Annotated in this window: 11 protein-coding genes; 8 read left to right on the top strand and 3 right to left on the bottom strand. The window is 70.7% G+C overall.

Annotation, left to right across the window (positions count from 1 at the left end; all coding sequences use genetic code 11):
• Positions 1–15: 15 nt before the first annotated feature.
• From EES42_RS17870 to EES42_RS17860, 3 genes are all read left to right on the top strand, one after another.
• Entirely contained in the window at positions 16–1,044 is a 1,029-nt protein-coding gene (locus tag EES42_RS17870) for an ABC transporter substrate-binding protein (RefSeq protein WP_124719181.1), read from the top strand.
• Entirely contained in the window at positions 1,041–2,249 is a 1,209-nt protein-coding gene (locus tag EES42_RS17865) for an LLM class flavin-dependent oxidoreductase (RefSeq protein WP_124719180.1), read from the top strand. The genes EES42_RS17870 and EES42_RS17865 overlap by 4 nt, the downstream gene beginning before the upstream one ends.
• A 121-nt stretch (positions 2,250–2,370) precedes the next feature.
• Positions 2,371–3,483 carry an NAD(P)-binding domain-containing protein gene (locus EES42_RS17860; RefSeq protein WP_241196436.1) on the top strand — a complete coding sequence of 371 codons (1,113 nt, stop codon included), beginning with the start codon at positions 2,371–2,373 and terminating at the stop codon, positions 3,481–3,483.
• Positions 3,484–3,495: 12 nt separating this feature from the next.
• On the opposite strand, the gene mltG is transcribed toward EES42_RS17860, so the two are convergent.
• Both mltG and EES42_RS17850 read right to left on the bottom strand, forming a co-directional pair.
• Entirely contained in the window at positions 3,496–4,344 is an 849-nt protein-coding gene (mltG, locus tag EES42_RS17855) for an endolytic transglycosylase MltG (RefSeq protein WP_124719178.1), read from the bottom strand.
• Between the two features lie 383 nt (positions 4,345–4,727).
• Entirely contained in the window at positions 4,728–6,533 is a 1,806-nt protein-coding gene (locus EES42_RS17850; RefSeq protein WP_124719177.1) for an ABC transporter ATP-binding protein, read from the bottom strand.
• A gap of 168 nt (positions 6,534–6,701) precedes the next feature.
• On the opposite strand from EES42_RS17850, the gene EES42_RS17845 reads away from it, so the two are divergent.
• The 5 genes from EES42_RS17845 (at position 6,702) to EES42_RS17825 (ending at position 15,725) form a co-directional block, all read left to right on the top strand.
• Entirely contained in the window at positions 6,702–7,145 is a 444-nt protein-coding gene (locus tag EES42_RS17845; RefSeq protein ID WP_124719176.1) for a MarR family winged helix-turn-helix transcriptional regulator, read from the top strand.
• 73 nt (positions 7,146–7,218) lie between these two features.
• Positions 7,219–10,170 (top strand): FAD-binding and (Fe-S)-binding domain-containing protein, encoded by a 2,952-nt coding sequence (locus EES42_RS17840; RefSeq protein WP_124719175.1) that lies wholly within the window; start codon positions 7,219–7,221, stop codon positions 10,168–10,170.
• Positions 10,171–10,385: 215 nt separating this feature from the next.
• On the top strand, positions 10,386–11,834 hold the full coding sequence (locus tag EES42_RS17835; RefSeq protein ID WP_124719174.1) for a Gfo/Idh/MocA family protein: 1,449 nt from the start codon (positions 10,386–10,388) through the stop codon (positions 11,832–11,834).
• A 217-nt stretch (positions 11,835–12,051) separates the two neighbouring features.
• Positions 12,052–13,947, top strand: a complete 1,896-nt coding sequence (locus EES42_RS17830; protein ID WP_124719173.1) for an ABC transporter transmembrane domain-containing protein — start codon at positions 12,052–12,054, stop codon at positions 13,945–13,947.
• Positions 13,944–15,725, top strand: coding sequence for an ABC transporter ATP-binding protein (locus tag EES42_RS17825; protein ID WP_124719172.1), 1,782 nt, complete (start codon positions 13,944–13,946; stop codon positions 15,723–15,725). The genes EES42_RS17830 and EES42_RS17825 overlap by 4 nt, the downstream gene beginning before the upstream one ends.
• A gap of 25 nt (positions 15,726–15,750) precedes the next feature.
• Here the strand turns inward: EES42_RS17825 and EES42_RS17820 are convergent, their stop codons facing one another.
• On the bottom strand, positions 15,751–16,326 hold the full coding sequence (locus tag EES42_RS17820; protein WP_241196435.1) for a class I SAM-dependent methyltransferase: 576 nt from the start codon (positions 16,324–16,326) through the stop codon (positions 15,751–15,753).
• Between the last annotated feature and the right edge of the window lie 26 nt (positions 16,327–16,352).

Here is a 16,352-nt window from a genome sequence, read left to right as displayed (position 1 = left end):
ACGAAAGAGGATCCGATGAGAAGTCGTTCCCTGCCTGCCCTCCTGCTGCCCCTCGCTCTGCTGCTGTCCGCCTGCGGCGGTGCCACGTCCGCCTCCACCACCGGTGACACCGACGGAAAGGGCGGTGTCGTCCTCGATGTCGGTGACCAGAAGGGGGGTTATGAAGCGATCCTGCGGGCCGCCGGCGAGCTGGACGACCTCGACTACCGGATCAAGTGGTCGACCTTCGCCTCGGGTCCGCCCCTTCTGGAAGCCGTCAACGCGCAGGCCGTGGACCTCGGGGGCGTCGGCAACACACCGCCCGTCTTCGCGGCCGGCTCCGATTCCAGGATCGTCGTGGTGGGCGCCGCGCACGGATCGTCCGCCGGTGAGGCCATCGTCGTACCCGAGGACTCGCCGCTGAAGTCCCCAGCCCAGCTCAGGGGCAGGTCGATCGCGGTGGCGCAGGGCAGTTCGGCCCACTACCAGCTGATCGCCTCGCTGAAGAAGGCGGGGCTCGGCATCGAGGACGTGAAGCCGAAGTATCTTCAGCCGGCGGACGCGCTGGCCGCGTACAGCCGGGGCAAGGTCGACGCCTGGGCGATCTGGGATCCGTACACCTCGCAGGTGCTGCGCAGCACCAAGTCCCGGGTGCTGACCACCGGCCAGGGTGTCGTGAACGGTCTCAGCTTCCAGGTGGCGTCCCCGGCCGCGCTGAAGGATCCCGCGAAGTCCAGGGCGATCGGCGATCTGCTGGTCAGGCTGCAGCGGGCGCAGTCCTGGGTGTTCGAGCATCCGGAGGCCTGGGCGAAGGTCTGGGCGAAGGAGACCGGGCTGCCGTACGAGGTGGCCCTGGACGCGGTGCGGCTCAGTGCCGGAACCCGGGTGTCCGTGGCCCTCGATCCTGCCGCGATCGCCTCCGAGCAGGCCATCGCGGACACCTTCGCCGGTCTGAAGCTCATTCCGCGGCGCTTCTCCTTCAAGGAGTACGTCGACACCCGTTTCAACCGCGATCTGCCGCCGTCCTCCACCGCTCCCCGCACCTACGGAAAGGCCTCGTCATGAACGTCCATCTGCACTGGTTCCTGCCCACCGGCGGTGACGGGCGTACGCTCGTCGACCGGCACGCGTACACCGACGGCGGGATCAAGCGGGACCGGATCACTCCGGTGAGCGGGGTGCGCGCCCCCGACATCGAGTATCTGGCACAGATCGCCAAGGCCGCCGAGCAGTTGGGCTTCGAGGCCGTGCTGACGCCCACCGGGACCTGGTGCGAGGACGCCTGGCTGACGACGGTGGCGCTGGCCCAGCACACCGAACGGCTGAAGTTCCTGGTGGCGTTCCGGCCGGGGGTGATCTCGCCCGTGCTCGCCGCGCAGATGGCGTCGACCTATCAGCGGATCACCCGGGGGCGGTTGCTGCTCAATGTCGTCACGGGCGGCGATTCGACGGAGCAGCGGCGGTTCGGGGATCACCTGGACCACGACCGGCGTTACGCACGGACCGCCGAGTTCCTGTCGGTGGTGCGGGGTGTGTGGGGCGGGCGGCCCTTCGACTACGACGGTGAGCACTACCAGGTGGAGGGCGGGCTGACCGCGCTGCCGCCGGACCCGCTGCCGGACATCTTCTTCGGCGGGTCGTCGGCTGTGGCCGGGCCGGTGGCCGCGGCTCATGCCGATGTCTATCTGACCTGGGGCGAGCCGCCGGCCGCGGTGAAGGAGAAGATCGACTGGATCCGCGGTCTGGCCGAGGAGCAGGGCCGTACGGTCCGCTTCGGCATCCGGCTGCACACGATCTCGCGCGACTCCTCGCGCGAGGCGTGGGCGACGGCCGACCGGCTGCTGGGCGATCTCGACCCCGGGACGATCGCCGCCGCCCAGCAGGCGCTGGGGCGGAGCGAGTCGGTCGGGCAGCAGCGGATGCTGGCGCTGCACGGTGGTTCGCGCGACAGGCTGGAGATCTCGCCGAACCTGTGGGCGGGCGTCGGTCTGGTGCGAGGCGGGGCCGGCACCGCGCTGGTGGGCAGTCATGAGGAGGTCGCCGACCGGATCGAGGAGTACCACTCGCTGGGTGTGGAGCATTTCGTGCTGTCCGGTTATCCGCATCTGGAGGAGGCGTACTGGTTCGGCGAGGGTGTGACACCCGAGCTGGCGGCGCGCGGTCTGCTGTCGACGGTGCCCGCGTCGCCGCTGCTCGGGGTGGCTGCCGCGAACGGCAGGCCGGCGTCCGCGCCGGGGGGTGCGCCGCTGCTGGTCGCCGGGGGCCGCTGACCGGTCGGAGCGGGGAAGGACCGGCGGAGAGGCAGGGCTTGCCCGTACGGCAGAAGCCGGCGGCCGGCCGGGGAAGATCCTCGCCTCCGACAGGGTTAGTAGAAACGTGAACAACTTTGGGGTGGGCGCAGCACGCGAGGTCGATGTCGTCGTGATCGGCGCCGGACAGGCAGGTCTGTCCGGCGCCTACCATCTGCGCCGCACCGGCCTGGAGCCGGATCGCGACTTCGTGGTGCTCGACCACGCCCCGCGCCCGGGCGGCGCCTGGCAGTTCCGCTGGCCCTCGCTGACCTACGGCAAGGTCCACGGCATGCATGCGCTGCCCGGCATGGAACTCGCCGGAGCGGACGACGCCCGGCCCTCCTCCGAGGTGATCGGTGAGTACTTCGCCGAGTACGAGCGCACCTTCGGCCTGCGGGTCCACCGTCCCGTCGAGGTGAGCGCGGTGCGCGAGGGCGACGGCGGGCGGCTGCTGGTCGAGAGCTCGGAGGGTACGTACGCCACCCGTGCCCTGATCAATGCCACCGGCACCTGGGACCGGCCGTTCTGGCCGCGCTACCCGGGCCAGGAGGGTTTCCGGGGGCGGCAGCTGCACACCGCGAACTACCCGGGTCCGGCGGAGTTCGCCGGACAGCGTGTGGTGGTGGTCGGCGGCGGTGCCTCGGCCACCCAGCATCTGATGGAGATCGCCGAGGTGGCGGCCGAGACGTACTGGGTGACGCGTCGGCCGCCGGTCTTCCGGGACGGCCCCTTCGACGAGGAGCTGGGGCGGGCCGCGGTGGCGATGGTGGAGGAGCGGGTGCGGCGCGGGCTGCCGCCGCGGAGTGTGGTGTCCGTGACCGGGCTGCCGCTCACTGACGCGGTGCGCCGGGCCCGCGAGACGGGCGTGCTGGACCGGCTGCCGATGTTCGACCGGATCACTCCGAACGGGGTGGCGTGGGACGGCGGGCGGACGGTCGAGGCGGATGTCATCCTCTGGGCCACCGGATTCCGGGCCGCCATCGACCATCTCGCGCCGCTGAAACTGCGCGAGCCGGGCGGTGGCATCCGGGTCGAGGGCACCCGGGCGGTGCGGGACGCGCGTATCCATCTCGTCGGGTACGGGCCGTCCGCCAGCACGATCGGGGCCAACCGGGCGGGGCGGGCGGCGGTGCGCGAGATCGGCCGACTGCTGAAAGGGGCGGACACGGCGGCGGGGGACGCCGATGAGGTGTTCGCGCCCGCCGTGGTCTGACGGCGCGGGTGCTCAGCCGCCGGAGGCGCTGCGGCGGTTGCGGTTGAACTCCGCCACGTTTCGCTGCTGTTCCGTGTAGCTGCTGGTGAAGCGGGTGTCCCCCGGTGCGACCGTGACGAAGTACAGCCACGCTCCGGGAGTGGGGTTGATCGCCGCCGTCATCGCCTGTTCCCCCGGGTTCCCGATGGGTGTGGGAGGCAGTCCCTTGCGCTCATAGCTGTTGTACGGGCTGTCGATCTTCGTGTCGCCCGTGGTGGTGTGCAGGGTGCTGCGGTTCAGCGCGTAGTTGAGCGTGGAGTCCATCTGGAGCGGCATGCCCCGGTCCAGCCGGTTGTGGACAACCCTGGCGACCTTGCCCATGTCGGCCGTGGTGTCCGCCTCGGCCTGCACGATGGAGGCGATCGTCACCGTCTGGTACACCGACACACCGTTGCGCTGTGCGCCGGCTGCGATGTGGTCAGCGCCGAATCGTTCGACCGCGGTGTCGGCCATGTACCTGAGCAGGCTCTGCGGGGTCGTGCCGGAGGTGACGGGGTACGTCGCCGGGAAGAGGTAGCCCTCGGGGTTGCCCTTCGCGGCGGCCGGGAGCGGCAGGTCAGCCGTGGTCGCGGCCTTCTCGGTGGTGCCGGGCTCGACGTCGAGGGCCTTGTCGACCGCCTCGTAGACCTGGGAGGCCCGCCATCCCTCGGGGATCACCAGCGAGCGGGCCCGCTCGACCTTCGGCCCCCTCGTCAGCAGCGGTACGAGCACGGCCGCTGCCACGACCAGGACGAGGACGACGCCGATGAACAGCACCAGACGGCCGCGCCGGGTCGGGCGAAGAGTGCGACCGGGCGGGGTGTCCGGCGATTCGTTCACCATGCGGGCACGCTATCCCGCCGTTCGGGGCCCGGGCCCGGACGACACGGGCCCGCAGTTCTCGAATGGAACACACGAACAGGGGATCGGGTGTTCGCTGGAACGCGTGATCGTTCCAGGATTCGTTGCTCAACTCCCCTGCGGCGCTGGATGATTACAGGGCGCAAGCGACGGGCTGCAGACCGCGACTGTGCTGTCCCAGATTTGCAATACGCACAAGGAGAAACACCGAATGAACGTCATCACCAACCTGCTCGCCGGCATCATCCACTTCGTGGGTTGGCTCGTCTGACCATCGCTCCGCCCGGCGCCGTCGCTCCCCGTCCCACGGGAGCGGCGGCGTCGCCGCGTGTCCGGTCTCGGCCGGGCACACTCGATCCCGCCAATCAGCTTGTCGCAGGGGCCAGTTGGGTGTCCCGCCGGACCAGCGCGGCATAACGCCCGCCCCGCTGGAGGAGTTCCTCATGGCTGCCGCGCTCGGCGGTGCGGCCGTGATCCAGGACGACGATCTGGTCGGCATCGCGAACCGTGGAGAGCCGGTGCGCGATGGTGATGGTGGTGCGCCCCTCGGAGAGGGCGTCGATCGCTTCCTGCACGGCGAATTCCGTACGGGTGTCGAGGGCGCTCGTCGCCTCGTCGAGCACCAGGACGGGTGGGTCGCGCAGGATCGTGCGGGCGATGGCGAGCCGCTGCTTCTCGCCGCCGGAGAAGCGGTAGCCGCGCTCGCCGACGAGGGTGTCGTAGCCGTCGGGCAGTGAGGCGATGTGGTCGTGGATCTGGGCCGCACGGGCCGCCGCCTCGATTTCCGAGTCGGTGGCGTCCGGCTTGGCGAAGCGCAGGTTGTCGGCGACCGAGGCGTGGAAGAGGTAGGTCTCCTGGGAGACCACACCCACGGCTCTTGCCAGGGTGTCGAAGTCCAGATCGCGTACATCGACCCCGTCGAGCGTGACCCGGCCGGCGGTGACGTCGTAGAGCCTGGGCACCAGATAGCTGAGCGTGGACTTGCCGGACCCGGTCGGTCCGACGACCGCCAGGCTGCCGCCGGCCGGGACGGTCACATCGATGCCGCTGAGGGTCGGGCCGCTCTTCTCGTCGTAGCTGAAATCGACATCCTCGAAACGGATCTCGCCGCGGATCCTCTCCAGCCGGACCGGGCTCTCGGGCTCGGTGATGTCCACTTCGAGGTCGAGGTATTCGAAGATCCGCTGGAAGAGCGCGAGGGACGTCTGCATGTCCACGCCGGTGGAGAGCAGGCTCACGGCGGGCCGGAAGAGGCCCTGCTGGAGCGAGACGAAGGCGACGAGCGTGCCGATGGAGACGGCCGGTCCGCCGGACTGCAGGGCGAGGCCCGCCGCCCAGTAGATGACCGCCGGCATGGCGGCCATGACGATGCCGATCGTGGACATCCGCCACCGCCCGGCCATGCTGGAGCGCACTTCGAGGTCGACGAGCTTCTCGGACTCCTCGGCGAAGCCCTTGGTCAGGGAGTCCGCACGGCCCATCGTCCGGCCGAGCAGGATGCCGCTGACGGAGAGCGACTCGGTGACCGTGGCCGCCATGGCGGCCATCTGCTTCTGGCGCCGGGTGGTGATCTTCTTGCGCTCACGGCCGACCCGCCGGCTGATCCAGACGAAGACCGGCAGCAGCAGGAGCGAGACCAGAGTGAGCCGCCAGTCGAGGGCCAGCATGGCGACGACCGTGGCGATGACGGCGGTGAGGTTGGAGACCAGCGACGTCGCCGTGGAGGTGACGGTCGCCTGCATGCCGCCGATGTCGTTGGCGATGCGGGACTGCACCTCGCCGGTGCGGGTCCGGGTGAAGAAGGCGAGCGGCATCCGCTGCAACTGGGCATAGACGGCGGTCCGCAGATCGTGCATGACCCGCTGGCCGACCGTGGTGGAGATCAGGGTCTGCAGGACACCGAAGACGCTGTTCGTCACGGCGGTGAGGATCATGCCGAGGGCGAGCAGCGACAGCAGTCCCGTACGACCCTGGGGAATGGCCGTGTCCAGGATCTCGCGCAGCAGGAACGGGGAGGCGACCGACACCAGCGACGAGGCGCCGACCAGCAGCCCGACCAGCGCGAGCCGGCCTCGGTAGGGGCGGAAGAGGCGCAGGATGCGGCGCACCTCGGCGGGCGGACGGCTCTCGTCCCGCGGTGGGGGTGTCCAGTTGATCGCGTCGGGTTTCATGGGCTCCTTCGTCGGGCGTGCGGCGGCCGTGGCCGGAGCAGGGACTCGATGGGCTCAAGGGTCACAGAAGCGGAGAATCGAGCCGGGGCTGCGACGAGCCGATTTTTGAGAGCATAGCTCATTGTTACCTATACTCACAATGAACGAGGTCCTGATATTGTTCCCTCCATGGACTCCTCCGACGCCGACGGCGTGCTCGCCGAGCAGTTGCTGCGGGTGACCCGCAGGCTCCAGCGGATTCAGAGCCGCCAGCTGGAGCCGATCGGCATCACGCCCGCACAGTTTCGGCTGCTGCGCACCGTCGCGCATTACGACGGCCCGCCCCGGATGGCCGATCTCGCGCAACGCCTGGACGTCGTCCCGCGCGCCGTGACCACCCTGGTCGACGGGCTGGAGGCGAGCGGGCGGGTGCGCCGGGCCCCCGATCCGGACAGCCGCCGGGTGGTCCGCATCGAGATCACCGAGGAGGGGCTCGCCACCCTCCGGTCGCTGCGCGACGCGCGCCGGGCCGCCGCAGAGGAGATCCTGGCCCCACTGACCGCCGATCAGCGCGAGGTGCTCGGCGGACTCCTGTCCGCTCTGGTCAACGGAATGCCGGAGCGCCGCTGCTGAGGAGCAGCCCCTGGACACCGGGCGGCGCCCCCGCCGCCGTGGTACCGAACCGAACCGCCGAGGAGACCTCGACATGCCACTGCTGGAGCCGAAGCCGGAAGCACTGCGCCCCGACGCGGTGCGCACGCCGTCCGTGGACCGGGTCCCCGACCGGCAGGCTCCGGGCACGCCCGAACCGCTGCGCGCCGAGCTGATCGCCCTGCTCGGTCCGGAGAAGGTGCTCTGGAAGGTCTCCGACCTGGTGAAGTACGCCTCCGACGCCAGTCCTTACCGCTTCCTCCCCCAGGTCGTCGTGGTCCCCCAGGACATCGACGACGTCTCGGCGATCCTGTCGTACGCGCACGGCAGGGGCCGCGAGGTCGTCTTCCGGGCCGCCGGCACCAGCCTGAACGGCCAGGCCCAGGGCGAGGACATCCTGGTCGACGTCCGCCACCACTGGGCGGGCATCGAGGTCCTGGACGACGGCGCGCAGGCCCGGATCCGCCCGGGTACGACGGTGGTGCGGGCCAACGCCGCCCTCGCCCGGCACGGCCGGCTGCTGGGCCCCGACCCGGCCAGCGCGATCGCCTGCACGATCGGTGGGGTCGTCGCCAACAACGCCTCGGGAATGACGGCGGGCACCACCCGCAATTCGTACCGCACGGTCTCCTCCCTCACCTTCGTGCTGCCCAGCGGCACCGTCGTCGACACGGGCGACCCGGCCGCGGACGAGGCCCTGGCCCACGCCGAGCCGGAGCTGTGCGAAGGGCTGCTGGCCCTGAAGGCGGAGATCGAGGCGGATCCGGAGCTCACGGCCCGGATCCGCGCCAAGTACGAGATCAAGAACACCAACGGCTACCGCCTAGACGCCTTCCTGGACGGTGCGACGCCGGTCCAGATCCTGCGCGGTCTGATGGTCGGCTCCGAGGGCACCTTCGGCTTCATCTCCGAGGTCGTCTTCGACACGCTGCCGCTGGACCGCCGGATCTCCACGGCCCTGCTGTTCTTCCCGTCGTTGACCGCGGCGGCGGCCGCCGTGCCCCGTTTCAACGAGGCGGGGGCGATCGCCGTCGAGCTGATGGACGGCAATACGCTGCGCGCGTCGGTGAGCGTCAAGGGCGTGCCGGCGGACTGGGCCGAGCTGCCCAAGGAGACCGCGGCGCTGCTGGTGGAGTTCCGTGCTCCGGACGAGTCCGGTCAGGAGGCGTACGAGCGGGCCGCGGCGGCCGTCGTCGAGGGGCTGGACCTGGTCGCGCCGGTCCCGTCGGTGACCAATGCGTTCACCCGCGAGGCCAAGGTCATCTCCGGCTACTGGAAGGCCCGCAAGGCGTTCGTCACCGCGGTCGGCGGCTCCCGCCCCTCGGGTACGACGCTGATCACGGAGGACTTCGCGGTGCCGCCGTCCCGGCTGGCCGAGGCCTGCGAGGCGCTGCTCGGGCTCCAGGCGGAGCACGGCTTCGACGCCGCCGTGGCCGGTCACGCGGCGCACGGGAACCTGCACTTCCTGCTCGCCTTCGACGCGGCGAAGCCGTCCGACGTCGACCGCTACGCCGCGTTCATGGACGACTTCTGCCGGCTGACGGTGGAGCGTTTCGACGGCTCCCTGAAGGCCGAGCACGCCACCGGCCGCAATATCGCCCCGTTCCTGGAGCTGGAGTGGGGTCCGAAGGCGACCGACCTGATGTGGCGCACCAAGCAGATCATCGACCCCGACGGTGTCCTGGCGCCCCGGATCGTCCTCGACCGCGATCCGAAGGCCCATCTGCGCGGGCTGAAGACCATTCCCGAGGTCGAGGCGATCGCCGATCCCTGCATCGAGTGCGGCTTCTGCGAGCCCACCTGTCCCAGCCACGATCTGACGACGTCCCCGCGTCAGCGGATCGTGCTGCGGCGGGAGATGCTGCGGCAGGCGGACGGCTCCCCGGTGGAGACGCAGCTGCTCGACGCGTACGGCTACGACGCCGTCGACACCTGCGCGGGCGACTCCACGTGCAAGCTCGCCTGTCCCGTGGGCATCGACACCGGCGCGATGATGAAGGACTTCCGCCACCGGCGGCACTCGCCGCGCGAGGAGCGGGTCGCGGCGCTCACGGCGAAGAACTTCAAGGCGGTGGAGGCGGCGGCGCGGCTGGCGGTGGCCGCGGCCGGCCGGATCGGTGACCGGCTCGGTGACGGACCGCTGGAGACCATCACCGCTCTCGCCCGCAAGGCCGTGCGCCCCGATCTGGTGCCCGAGTGGCTGCCCGAGATCCCCGGCGCAGCCGCCCGGAAGCTGCCCCGGACCTCCCGTGTCGGGGCGAGCGCCGTGTACTACCCGGCGTGTGTGAACCGTATCTTCGGCGGCCCCGAGGGCCATCGTGGTCCTTCGCTGCCGCAGGCCGTCGTCGCCGTGTCCGCCCGCGCCGGAAAGCCGGTGTGGATCCCGGACGATGTCGTGGGGACCTGCTGCGCGACGATCTGGCACTCCAAGGGGTACGACGAGGGCAACGCCGTGATGGCGAACCGCATCGTGGAGGCGGCGTGGGGCTGGACGGCCGGCGGAAAGCTGCCGCTGGTGGTCGACGCCTCGTCCTGCACCCTGGGCATCGCCCATGAGGTGGTGCCGTATCTCACCGATGACAACCGGGAGTTGCACCGGGAGCTGACCATCGTCGACTCCCTGGTCTGGGCGGCCGACGAGTTGCTTCCGGAGCTGACGGTCCTCCGGAAGACCGGTTCGGCGGTCCTGCATCCGACGTGCTCCATGCAGCATCTGGACGATGTGGAGCAGTTGCGTACGGTCGCGGAGGCCTGTGCCGAGGAGGTCGTGATCCCCGACGACGCCGGGTGCTGCGCCTTCGCGGGCGACCGGGGCATGCTGCACAAGGAGCTGACGGCCTCGGCGACGGCGAAGGAGGCCGCCGAGGTGAAGTCCCGCGAGTACGACGCCTACCTCTCGGCCAACCGCATGTGCGAGATCGGCATGGACCGGGCCACGGGTCAGCAGTACTACTCGGTGCTGATGGAGTTGGAGCGGGCGACCCGGCCGGGGCCCGCCGTGCGCTGATCACCGGGCCGTTCGGTCCCCATTGGCCACCCCGGACCGCCGGGCGGGCTCGACGCGTTCGAGCCCGCCCGGCGTTTTCGTGCGGGCACGAAAGTCCATGGTTTCGGCACAGGAGTCCAATCCCTCCCCTTGCGCAACAGCAGACCCAACTACCAAGGTCCTTACCGAGGTTCACGCACCAGCCGCGCACGTCAGACCCCCTTTCTGGAGGATCGATGAACGACGCAGCACAGCACAACGACGGTACGCAGGGTGGCGACGAGGGCTCCATGAGCCGCCGCTCGGTCCTCTGGACGACCGCCGGAGTGGCCGGGGCCGGGCTAGGACTCGGCGCCCTCGGAAGCTCCTCGGCAGCCGCCGCCCCCGGCCGGGGCCCGGAGGGCGCCGCCGACCCGGCGGCCGCGCCGAAGCGTCAGGGCCGGACCATGGTGGGCGTCCCCTTCGACCGGCGATCCACCGTGCGGGTCGGCATCGTCGGCCTGGGCAACCGCGGTGGCAGCATGATCGACCTCTTCCTCGCCGTCAGCGGCGTACAGGTCGTCGCCGTCTGCGACCCGGTCAAGGCCAAGGCGCAGCAGGCCGCGGCGAAGGTGACGGCCGCGGGTCAGCCGGCGCCCGCCGTCTACACCAATGGTGAGGACGACTACGAGAACCTCTGCAAGCGCGGTGACATCGACTTCGTCTATGTGGCGACGCCCTGGGACTTCCACTTCCAGATGGCGAAGACCGCCATGCTGAACGGGAAGCACGTCGGTGTGGAGTGTCCGATCGCGCTCCAGCTCGACCAGCTCTGGGAGCTGGTCGACCTGTCCGAGCGCACCAGGCGCCACTGCATGCAGCTGGAGAACTGCTGTTACGGGCAGAACGAGATGCGGGTGCTGCGCATGGCGCACGCCGGTCTCTTCGGTGATCTGCTGCACGGCGCGGGCGCCTACAACCACGATCTGCGCGGCCTGATGTTCGACCCGGACTACTACGAGGGCCCCTGGCGCAGGCTGTGGCACACCAGGCTGCGGGGTGACCTCTACCCCAACCACGGGTTCGGCCCGGTCGCCAACTACATGGACATCAACCGCGGCGACCGTGCGGTGAGCATCACCAGTGTCGGTTCCCCGTCCCTCGGGCTCGCCGAGTACCGCGAGAAGAACATGCCGGCCGGCGACCCGAGCTGGAAGGAGACCTACGTCGAGTCCGACCGCACCATCAGTCTCGTCCAGACCGCCAAGGGACGGGTCATCCGGCTGGAGCACGATGTGTCCACTCCGCATCCGTACTCGCGGATCAACAGCCTCGGCGGCACGAAGGGCGTCTTCGAGGACTACCCCGCCCGTATCTACATCGAGCCCGACCACACCAATGACAGCTGGGGCGACTTCGCCAAGTACCAGGAGTGGGACCACTGGCTGTGGAAGGAGCACGCGAACCCGCCCGGTGGCCACGGCGGCATGGACTACATGCTGGTGTTCCGGCTGATGCAGTGCATGCGGCTCGGGCTCGTCCCCGACTTCGATGTGTACGACGCGGCGACCTGGACGTCGCCGGTACCCCTCAGCCATCTGTCCATCAAGGCGAAGGGCGCGCCGCAGCAGATCCCGGACTTCACCCGCGGCGAGTGGAAGAAGGCCCGCTCCGGCATGGACTCGGAGAACCCGGAGAAGGCCTGACCGGCCGATACACCGCCGCGGGGCCCGGCCGGGCCGGGCCTCGCGGCACGTAACCGGCCGGCCCGTCCGTATCGCGACGGCGGCGCGGCCGGTGCCGTTCGTGGAGAAAAAAATCAATTGCCCCGACCGGCGTCCCGGGGCGAGTCTTGCACGGTTTGAGTCTTCCACCCGATGGCCGTCGCACCGAACGAACCGTCACACCGAACCATGGGACGTCATGCAGATTCGCGATCTTCCCTACCCAGATCCAGGCGATCCCGATGTCCGGTCAGGTCCTCGCTTCCTGCTCTGGCTCGGCCGCAACCAGCTCAAGGGCCAGCTCGCGTCCCTGTCCTGGGGCCTGCTTCACCAGTGCTCCCTCGCCGGTCTGCCACCCGCGGTCGGCTTCGCCGTCCAGGCGGTCGTCGACCGTTCCGGCAGCCGGCTCGCCTGGGCGGGCGGGCTGATCGCGGTCCTGGGCGTGCTGATGGCGGTGGGTGACACGATGCTGCACCGTACGGCGGTCACCAACTGGATCACCGCCGCCGCCCGGGTCCAGCAGTTGCTCGCCCGTAAGACCGCGGAGCTCGGTTCGGCGCTGACGCGTCGGGTCGCGGCGGGCGAAGTGGTCGCTGTTTCCACGGGTGATGTGGAGAAGATCGGCTGGTTCGTCGAGGCGCTCTCGCGGTTCGCCGCGGCGGCCGCGGCGCTGGTGCTGATCTGTGTGGGGCTCGTGCTGTATCTGCCGTCGCTGGGCGTCCTGGTGGCGGTCGCCGTACCGCTGCTGGCCCTCGCCGTGCTGCCGCTGCTCCCCCGGGCGACGCGGCGTGCGGATCTCCAGCGCGAGAAGGCGGGCAAGGCCACGGAGCTGGCCTCGGACACCGTGGCGGGGCTTCGGGTGCTGCGCGGGATCGGTGGCGAGGAGCTGTTCCTCGGCCGCTACCGGCGTGCTTCCCAGGAAGTCCGCGAGGCCGCGGTGCACAGTGCCCGGATGTGGTCGCTGATCTCGGCGATCCAGGTGCTGCTGCCGGGCGCGCTGCTCATCTCGCTGGTCGTGTACGGGGCGGTGCTGGCCCGGGACGGCCGGATCGAGGTCGGCCAGCTGGTCACGGTGTACAGCGCGGCGACCCTGATGCTGTTCCCGCTCCGCCACTTCGAGGAGATCGCGATGGCGTACTCCTTCTCTCGGCCCTCCGCCCAGCGTGCGGTCCGGGTGCTGTCGTTGCGCCGCACGACCGGGCCGTCGGGTGTCGGTGCCGCACCGGACGCGGACGCCGCGCCGACCGGTGACCTGTACGACCCGGACACCGGCCTGATGGCCCCGGCCGGTCTGTTCACCGCAGTGGTCTGCGGAGATCCGGACGAGGCGGGCCGGCTGGCCGAACGGCTCGGCGGACACGCCCAGGCGGACACCGGCCCGGACGAGGACGGTCCTGCCTCGGCGACGGAAGGCGCAGCAGCCGGCTCCGCGGACCGGGAGACCTCGGCACTGACGGCCCCGTCCGTCCTGCTCGGTGGTGTGCCGCTGGACGAACTCCCGCTGGATGCCGCCCGGACCTCCGTGCTGGTCCAGGACAAGGACCCGGTGCTGCTCTCGGGCACGCTGCGCGAGCTGCTGGACGTTCCGTCGTCCGGCCGGGTCACCGCCGAGGACGCGCTGACGGCGGCGCAGTGCGCCGATGTGCTGGCCTCCTTGGCGCAGGCGTCCGTGGCCACGGACGGCGACCCGATGACGACCCGGATCACCGAACGCGGCCGGTCGCTCTCGGGCGGCCAGCGCCAGCGCCTGGCGCTGGCCCGCTCCCTGGTGACCGACCCGGAGGCGCTGGTGCTCGACGAGCCGACCTCCGCCGTCGACTCGCACACCGAGGCCCGGGTCGCCGCCGGCATCAAGGCGCTGCGCCAGGGCCGTACCACCGTGGCGTTCGCCTCCTCACCCCTGCTGCTCGACCTCGCGGACCGGGTGGTGCTGGTGCACCGGGGCACCGTCGTCGCGGTCGGCGGGCATCGTGAGCTCCTGCGCACGGACCCTCGCTACCGGGCGGTCGTGACACGTGAGACGGACGACGAGATCGAGGCCCTGACCTCCCTGGGCGCGACCGGAACGATCGAGAAAATCGAGGAACGGGCATGATCGGCGTCGCAGTACCGGCGTACGACCCGGCCGCGCCGGAGTCGGCGACGACCCTGCCGGTCGGCACCCCCACCACCGTACGGAGCTATGTACGGGAGCTGTTGCGACGCCATCGCGGGCGGTTCACCGTGCTCGTCGCGTTCAACGCCATCGCGGTGATCGCGTCGATCGTCGGCCCGTATCTGCTGGGCGGGCTGGTCGAGGACCTCTCCGAGGGGGTGCGGGACCTTCATCTGGGGCGCGTCGCCGGGGTGTTCGCGCTCGCACTGATCGTGCAGACCGTCTTCACCCGGCTGATGCGGCTGCGCAGCGCGATGCTCGGTGAGGAGATGCTGGCCGATCTGCGCGAGGACTTCCTCGTACGGTCGGTGGGGCTGCCGCCGGGGGTGCTGGAGCGGGCCGGTACCGGAGATCTGCTCTCCAGGATCACCACGGACATCGACCGGCTGGCCAACGCGATGCGCGAGGCCGTGCCGCAGCTGGCGATCGGTGTGGTGTGGGCGGGGCTGCTGCTCGGCGCTCTCACCGTGACGGCTCCGCCGCTGGCGCTCTCGGTGCTGCTCGCGCTGCCCGTGCTGATCCTCGGCTGTCGCTGGTACTTCAAGCGAGCGCCGTCCGCGTACCGTTCGGAGGCCGCGGGGTACGCGGCGGTCGCCGCGATGCTCGCGGAGACGGTGGATGCCGGACGGACCGTGGAGGCGCACCGGCTGGGTGCGCGCCGGGTCGCGCTGTCGGACACCCGTATCCGGCAGTGGACGGCGTGGGAACGGTACACACTCTTCCTCCGTTCCGTTCTCTTTCCCGTCATCAATGCCACCTATGTGACGATTCTGGGCTCGGTGCTGATGCTCGGCGGCTGGTTCGTCATCGAGGGCTGGCTGAGCGTGGGGCAGCTGACGACGGGCGCCCTGCTGGCACAGATGATGGTCGACCCGATCGGTCTGATCCTGCGCTGGTACGACGAGTTGCAGGTCGCTCAGGTGTCGTTGGCCCGGCTGGTCGGGGTGCGGGACATCGAGCCGGACGCGGGTGATGCGGAGGTCGTCCCGGACGGCCGTGATGTCCGTGCCGACGAGGTGCGCTTCGGATACCGCGACGGGCTCGACGTGCTGCACCGGGTGTCACTGGACGTCGCGCCGGGTACGCGCCTGGCCCTGGTCGGCCCGTCCGGCGCGGGCAAGTCCACGCTGGGGCGGCTGCTGGCCGGGATCTACGCCCCGCGTGCGGGCGAAGTGACGCTCGGTGGCGCCGAGTTGTCGCGGATGAAGGCGGAGGACGTACGTACGCATGTGGCGCTGGTCAACCAGGAGCACCATGTGTTCGTCGGTTCGCTGCGCGACAACCTGCTGCTGGCCCGGACGGGCGCCGAGGACGCCGAGCTGTGGGCGTCGCTGGCGGCGGTCGACGCGGACGGCTGGGCGAAGGCGCTGGAGGCGGGGCTGGACACCGAGGTCGGCTCCGGCGGTCTGGCGCTGACCCCGGCGCAGGCCCAGCAGATCGCACTGGCCCGGCTGGTCCTGGCCGATCCGCACACACTGGTGCTGGACGAGGCGACGTCCCTGCTGGACCCGCGGGCGGCCCGTCATCTGGAGCGTTCACTGGCCCGGGTGCTGGACGGCCGCACGGTCGTGGCGATCGCCCACCGGCTGCACACCGCGCACGACGCGGATGTGATCGCGGTGGTGGAGCGCGGCCGGATCAGCGAGCTGGGCAGCCATGACGAGCTGGTGGCGGCGGACGGCGCGTATGCGGCGCTCTGGCGGTCCTGGCACGGGTGAGGGGCGGTGGGGCTGCGGGGCGACCTCAGTCGGCATCCGGGTTCCGGCGCAGTCCCAAACAGCTCCACCGCACACCCGGCCGGCCGTGCAGATCCTCACGCTCGGCAAGACGCACCGGGTCCAGGCCGTGGTGACGGCCGAGTGCAGTGGTCTCGTCCGGCGAGACGTCGAACATCCGTCGTCCTGCCGGAACCGGGCCGTGCCTCAGGGAGAGGAACACCTGGCCTCCGGGCACGAGGAGACCGGCGATGCTCGCCATCGCGGACTCCCGCTGACGGCTGTCCAGATGCATCCAGACAGCCGTCAGGAGGATCAGGTCGAACCGTTCGTCCCGGCCGCGGAGCACCCGTAGCTCCGGCAGCGAGTCGTCGATCCACTCGATGGCCCGGTCCGCGTGGATCCGACGGCCGAGCGAGCGCAGCTCCGCCGTCGGCTCGACGGCAAGGACCCGGTGTCCCAGGCCCGCCAGCGCGGCGGCGTCGCGTCCGCTGCCCGCACCGATGTCCAGGACCGCGCCGCGCCGCGCCGGGCCGGGAGGGGAACAGATCGAGCATTTCGCGGTGGACCTCCGCGAAGGAGACGCTCTCGTACTGCTCGGCAAGCTCAGCGGCGCCTTCGCCATAGCCC

The sequence above is a fragment of the Streptomyces sp. ADI95-17 genome (genome assembly GCF_003846175.1).
In the GTDB taxonomy this organism is placed as follows: Bacteria; Actinomycetota; Actinomycetes; order Streptomycetales; family Streptomycetaceae; genus Streptomyces; species Streptomyces sanglieri.
Note: the sequence above shows the minus strand (reverse complement) of the source record. Positions and strands in the feature narration are given on the sequence as shown.

What these genes read in the sequence shown, in the direction of transcription:
- EES42_RS17865 (WP_124719180.1), top strand. Translation starts at nt 1,041, where the DNA reads ATGAACGTCCATCTGCACTGGTTCCTGCCCACCGGCGGTGACGGGCGT.
- EES42_RS17835 (WP_124719174.1), top strand. Translation starts at nt 10,386, where the DNA reads ATGAACGACGCAGCACAGCACAACGACGGTACGCAGGGTGGCGACGAG.
- EES42_RS17850 (WP_124719177.1), bottom strand. Translation starts at nt 6,533, where the DNA reads ATGAAACCCGACGCGATCAACTGGACACCCCCACCGCGGGACGAGAGC.
- EES42_RS17870 (WP_124719181.1), top strand. Translation starts at nt 16, where the DNA reads ATGAGAAGTCGTTCCCTGCCTGCCCTCCTGCTGCCCCTCGCTCTGCTG.
- EES42_RS17845 (WP_124719176.1), top strand. Translation starts at nt 6,702, where the DNA reads ATGGACTCCTCCGACGCCGACGGCGTGCTCGCCGAGCAGTTGCTGCGG.
- EES42_RS17840 (WP_124719175.1), top strand. Translation starts at nt 7,219, where the DNA reads ATGCCACTGCTGGAGCCGAAGCCGGAAGCACTGCGCCCCGACGCGGTG.
- mltG (WP_124719178.1), bottom strand. Translation starts at nt 4,344, where the DNA reads ATGGTGAACGAATCGCCGGACACCCCGCCCGGTCGCACTCTTCGCCCG.
- EES42_RS17830 (WP_124719173.1), top strand. Translation starts at nt 12,052, where the DNA reads ATGCAGATTCGCGATCTTCCCTACCCAGATCCAGGCGATCCCGATGTC.
- EES42_RS17825 (WP_124719172.1), top strand. Translation starts at nt 13,944, where the DNA reads ATGATCGGCGTCGCAGTACCGGCGTACGACCCGGCCGCGCCGGAGTCG.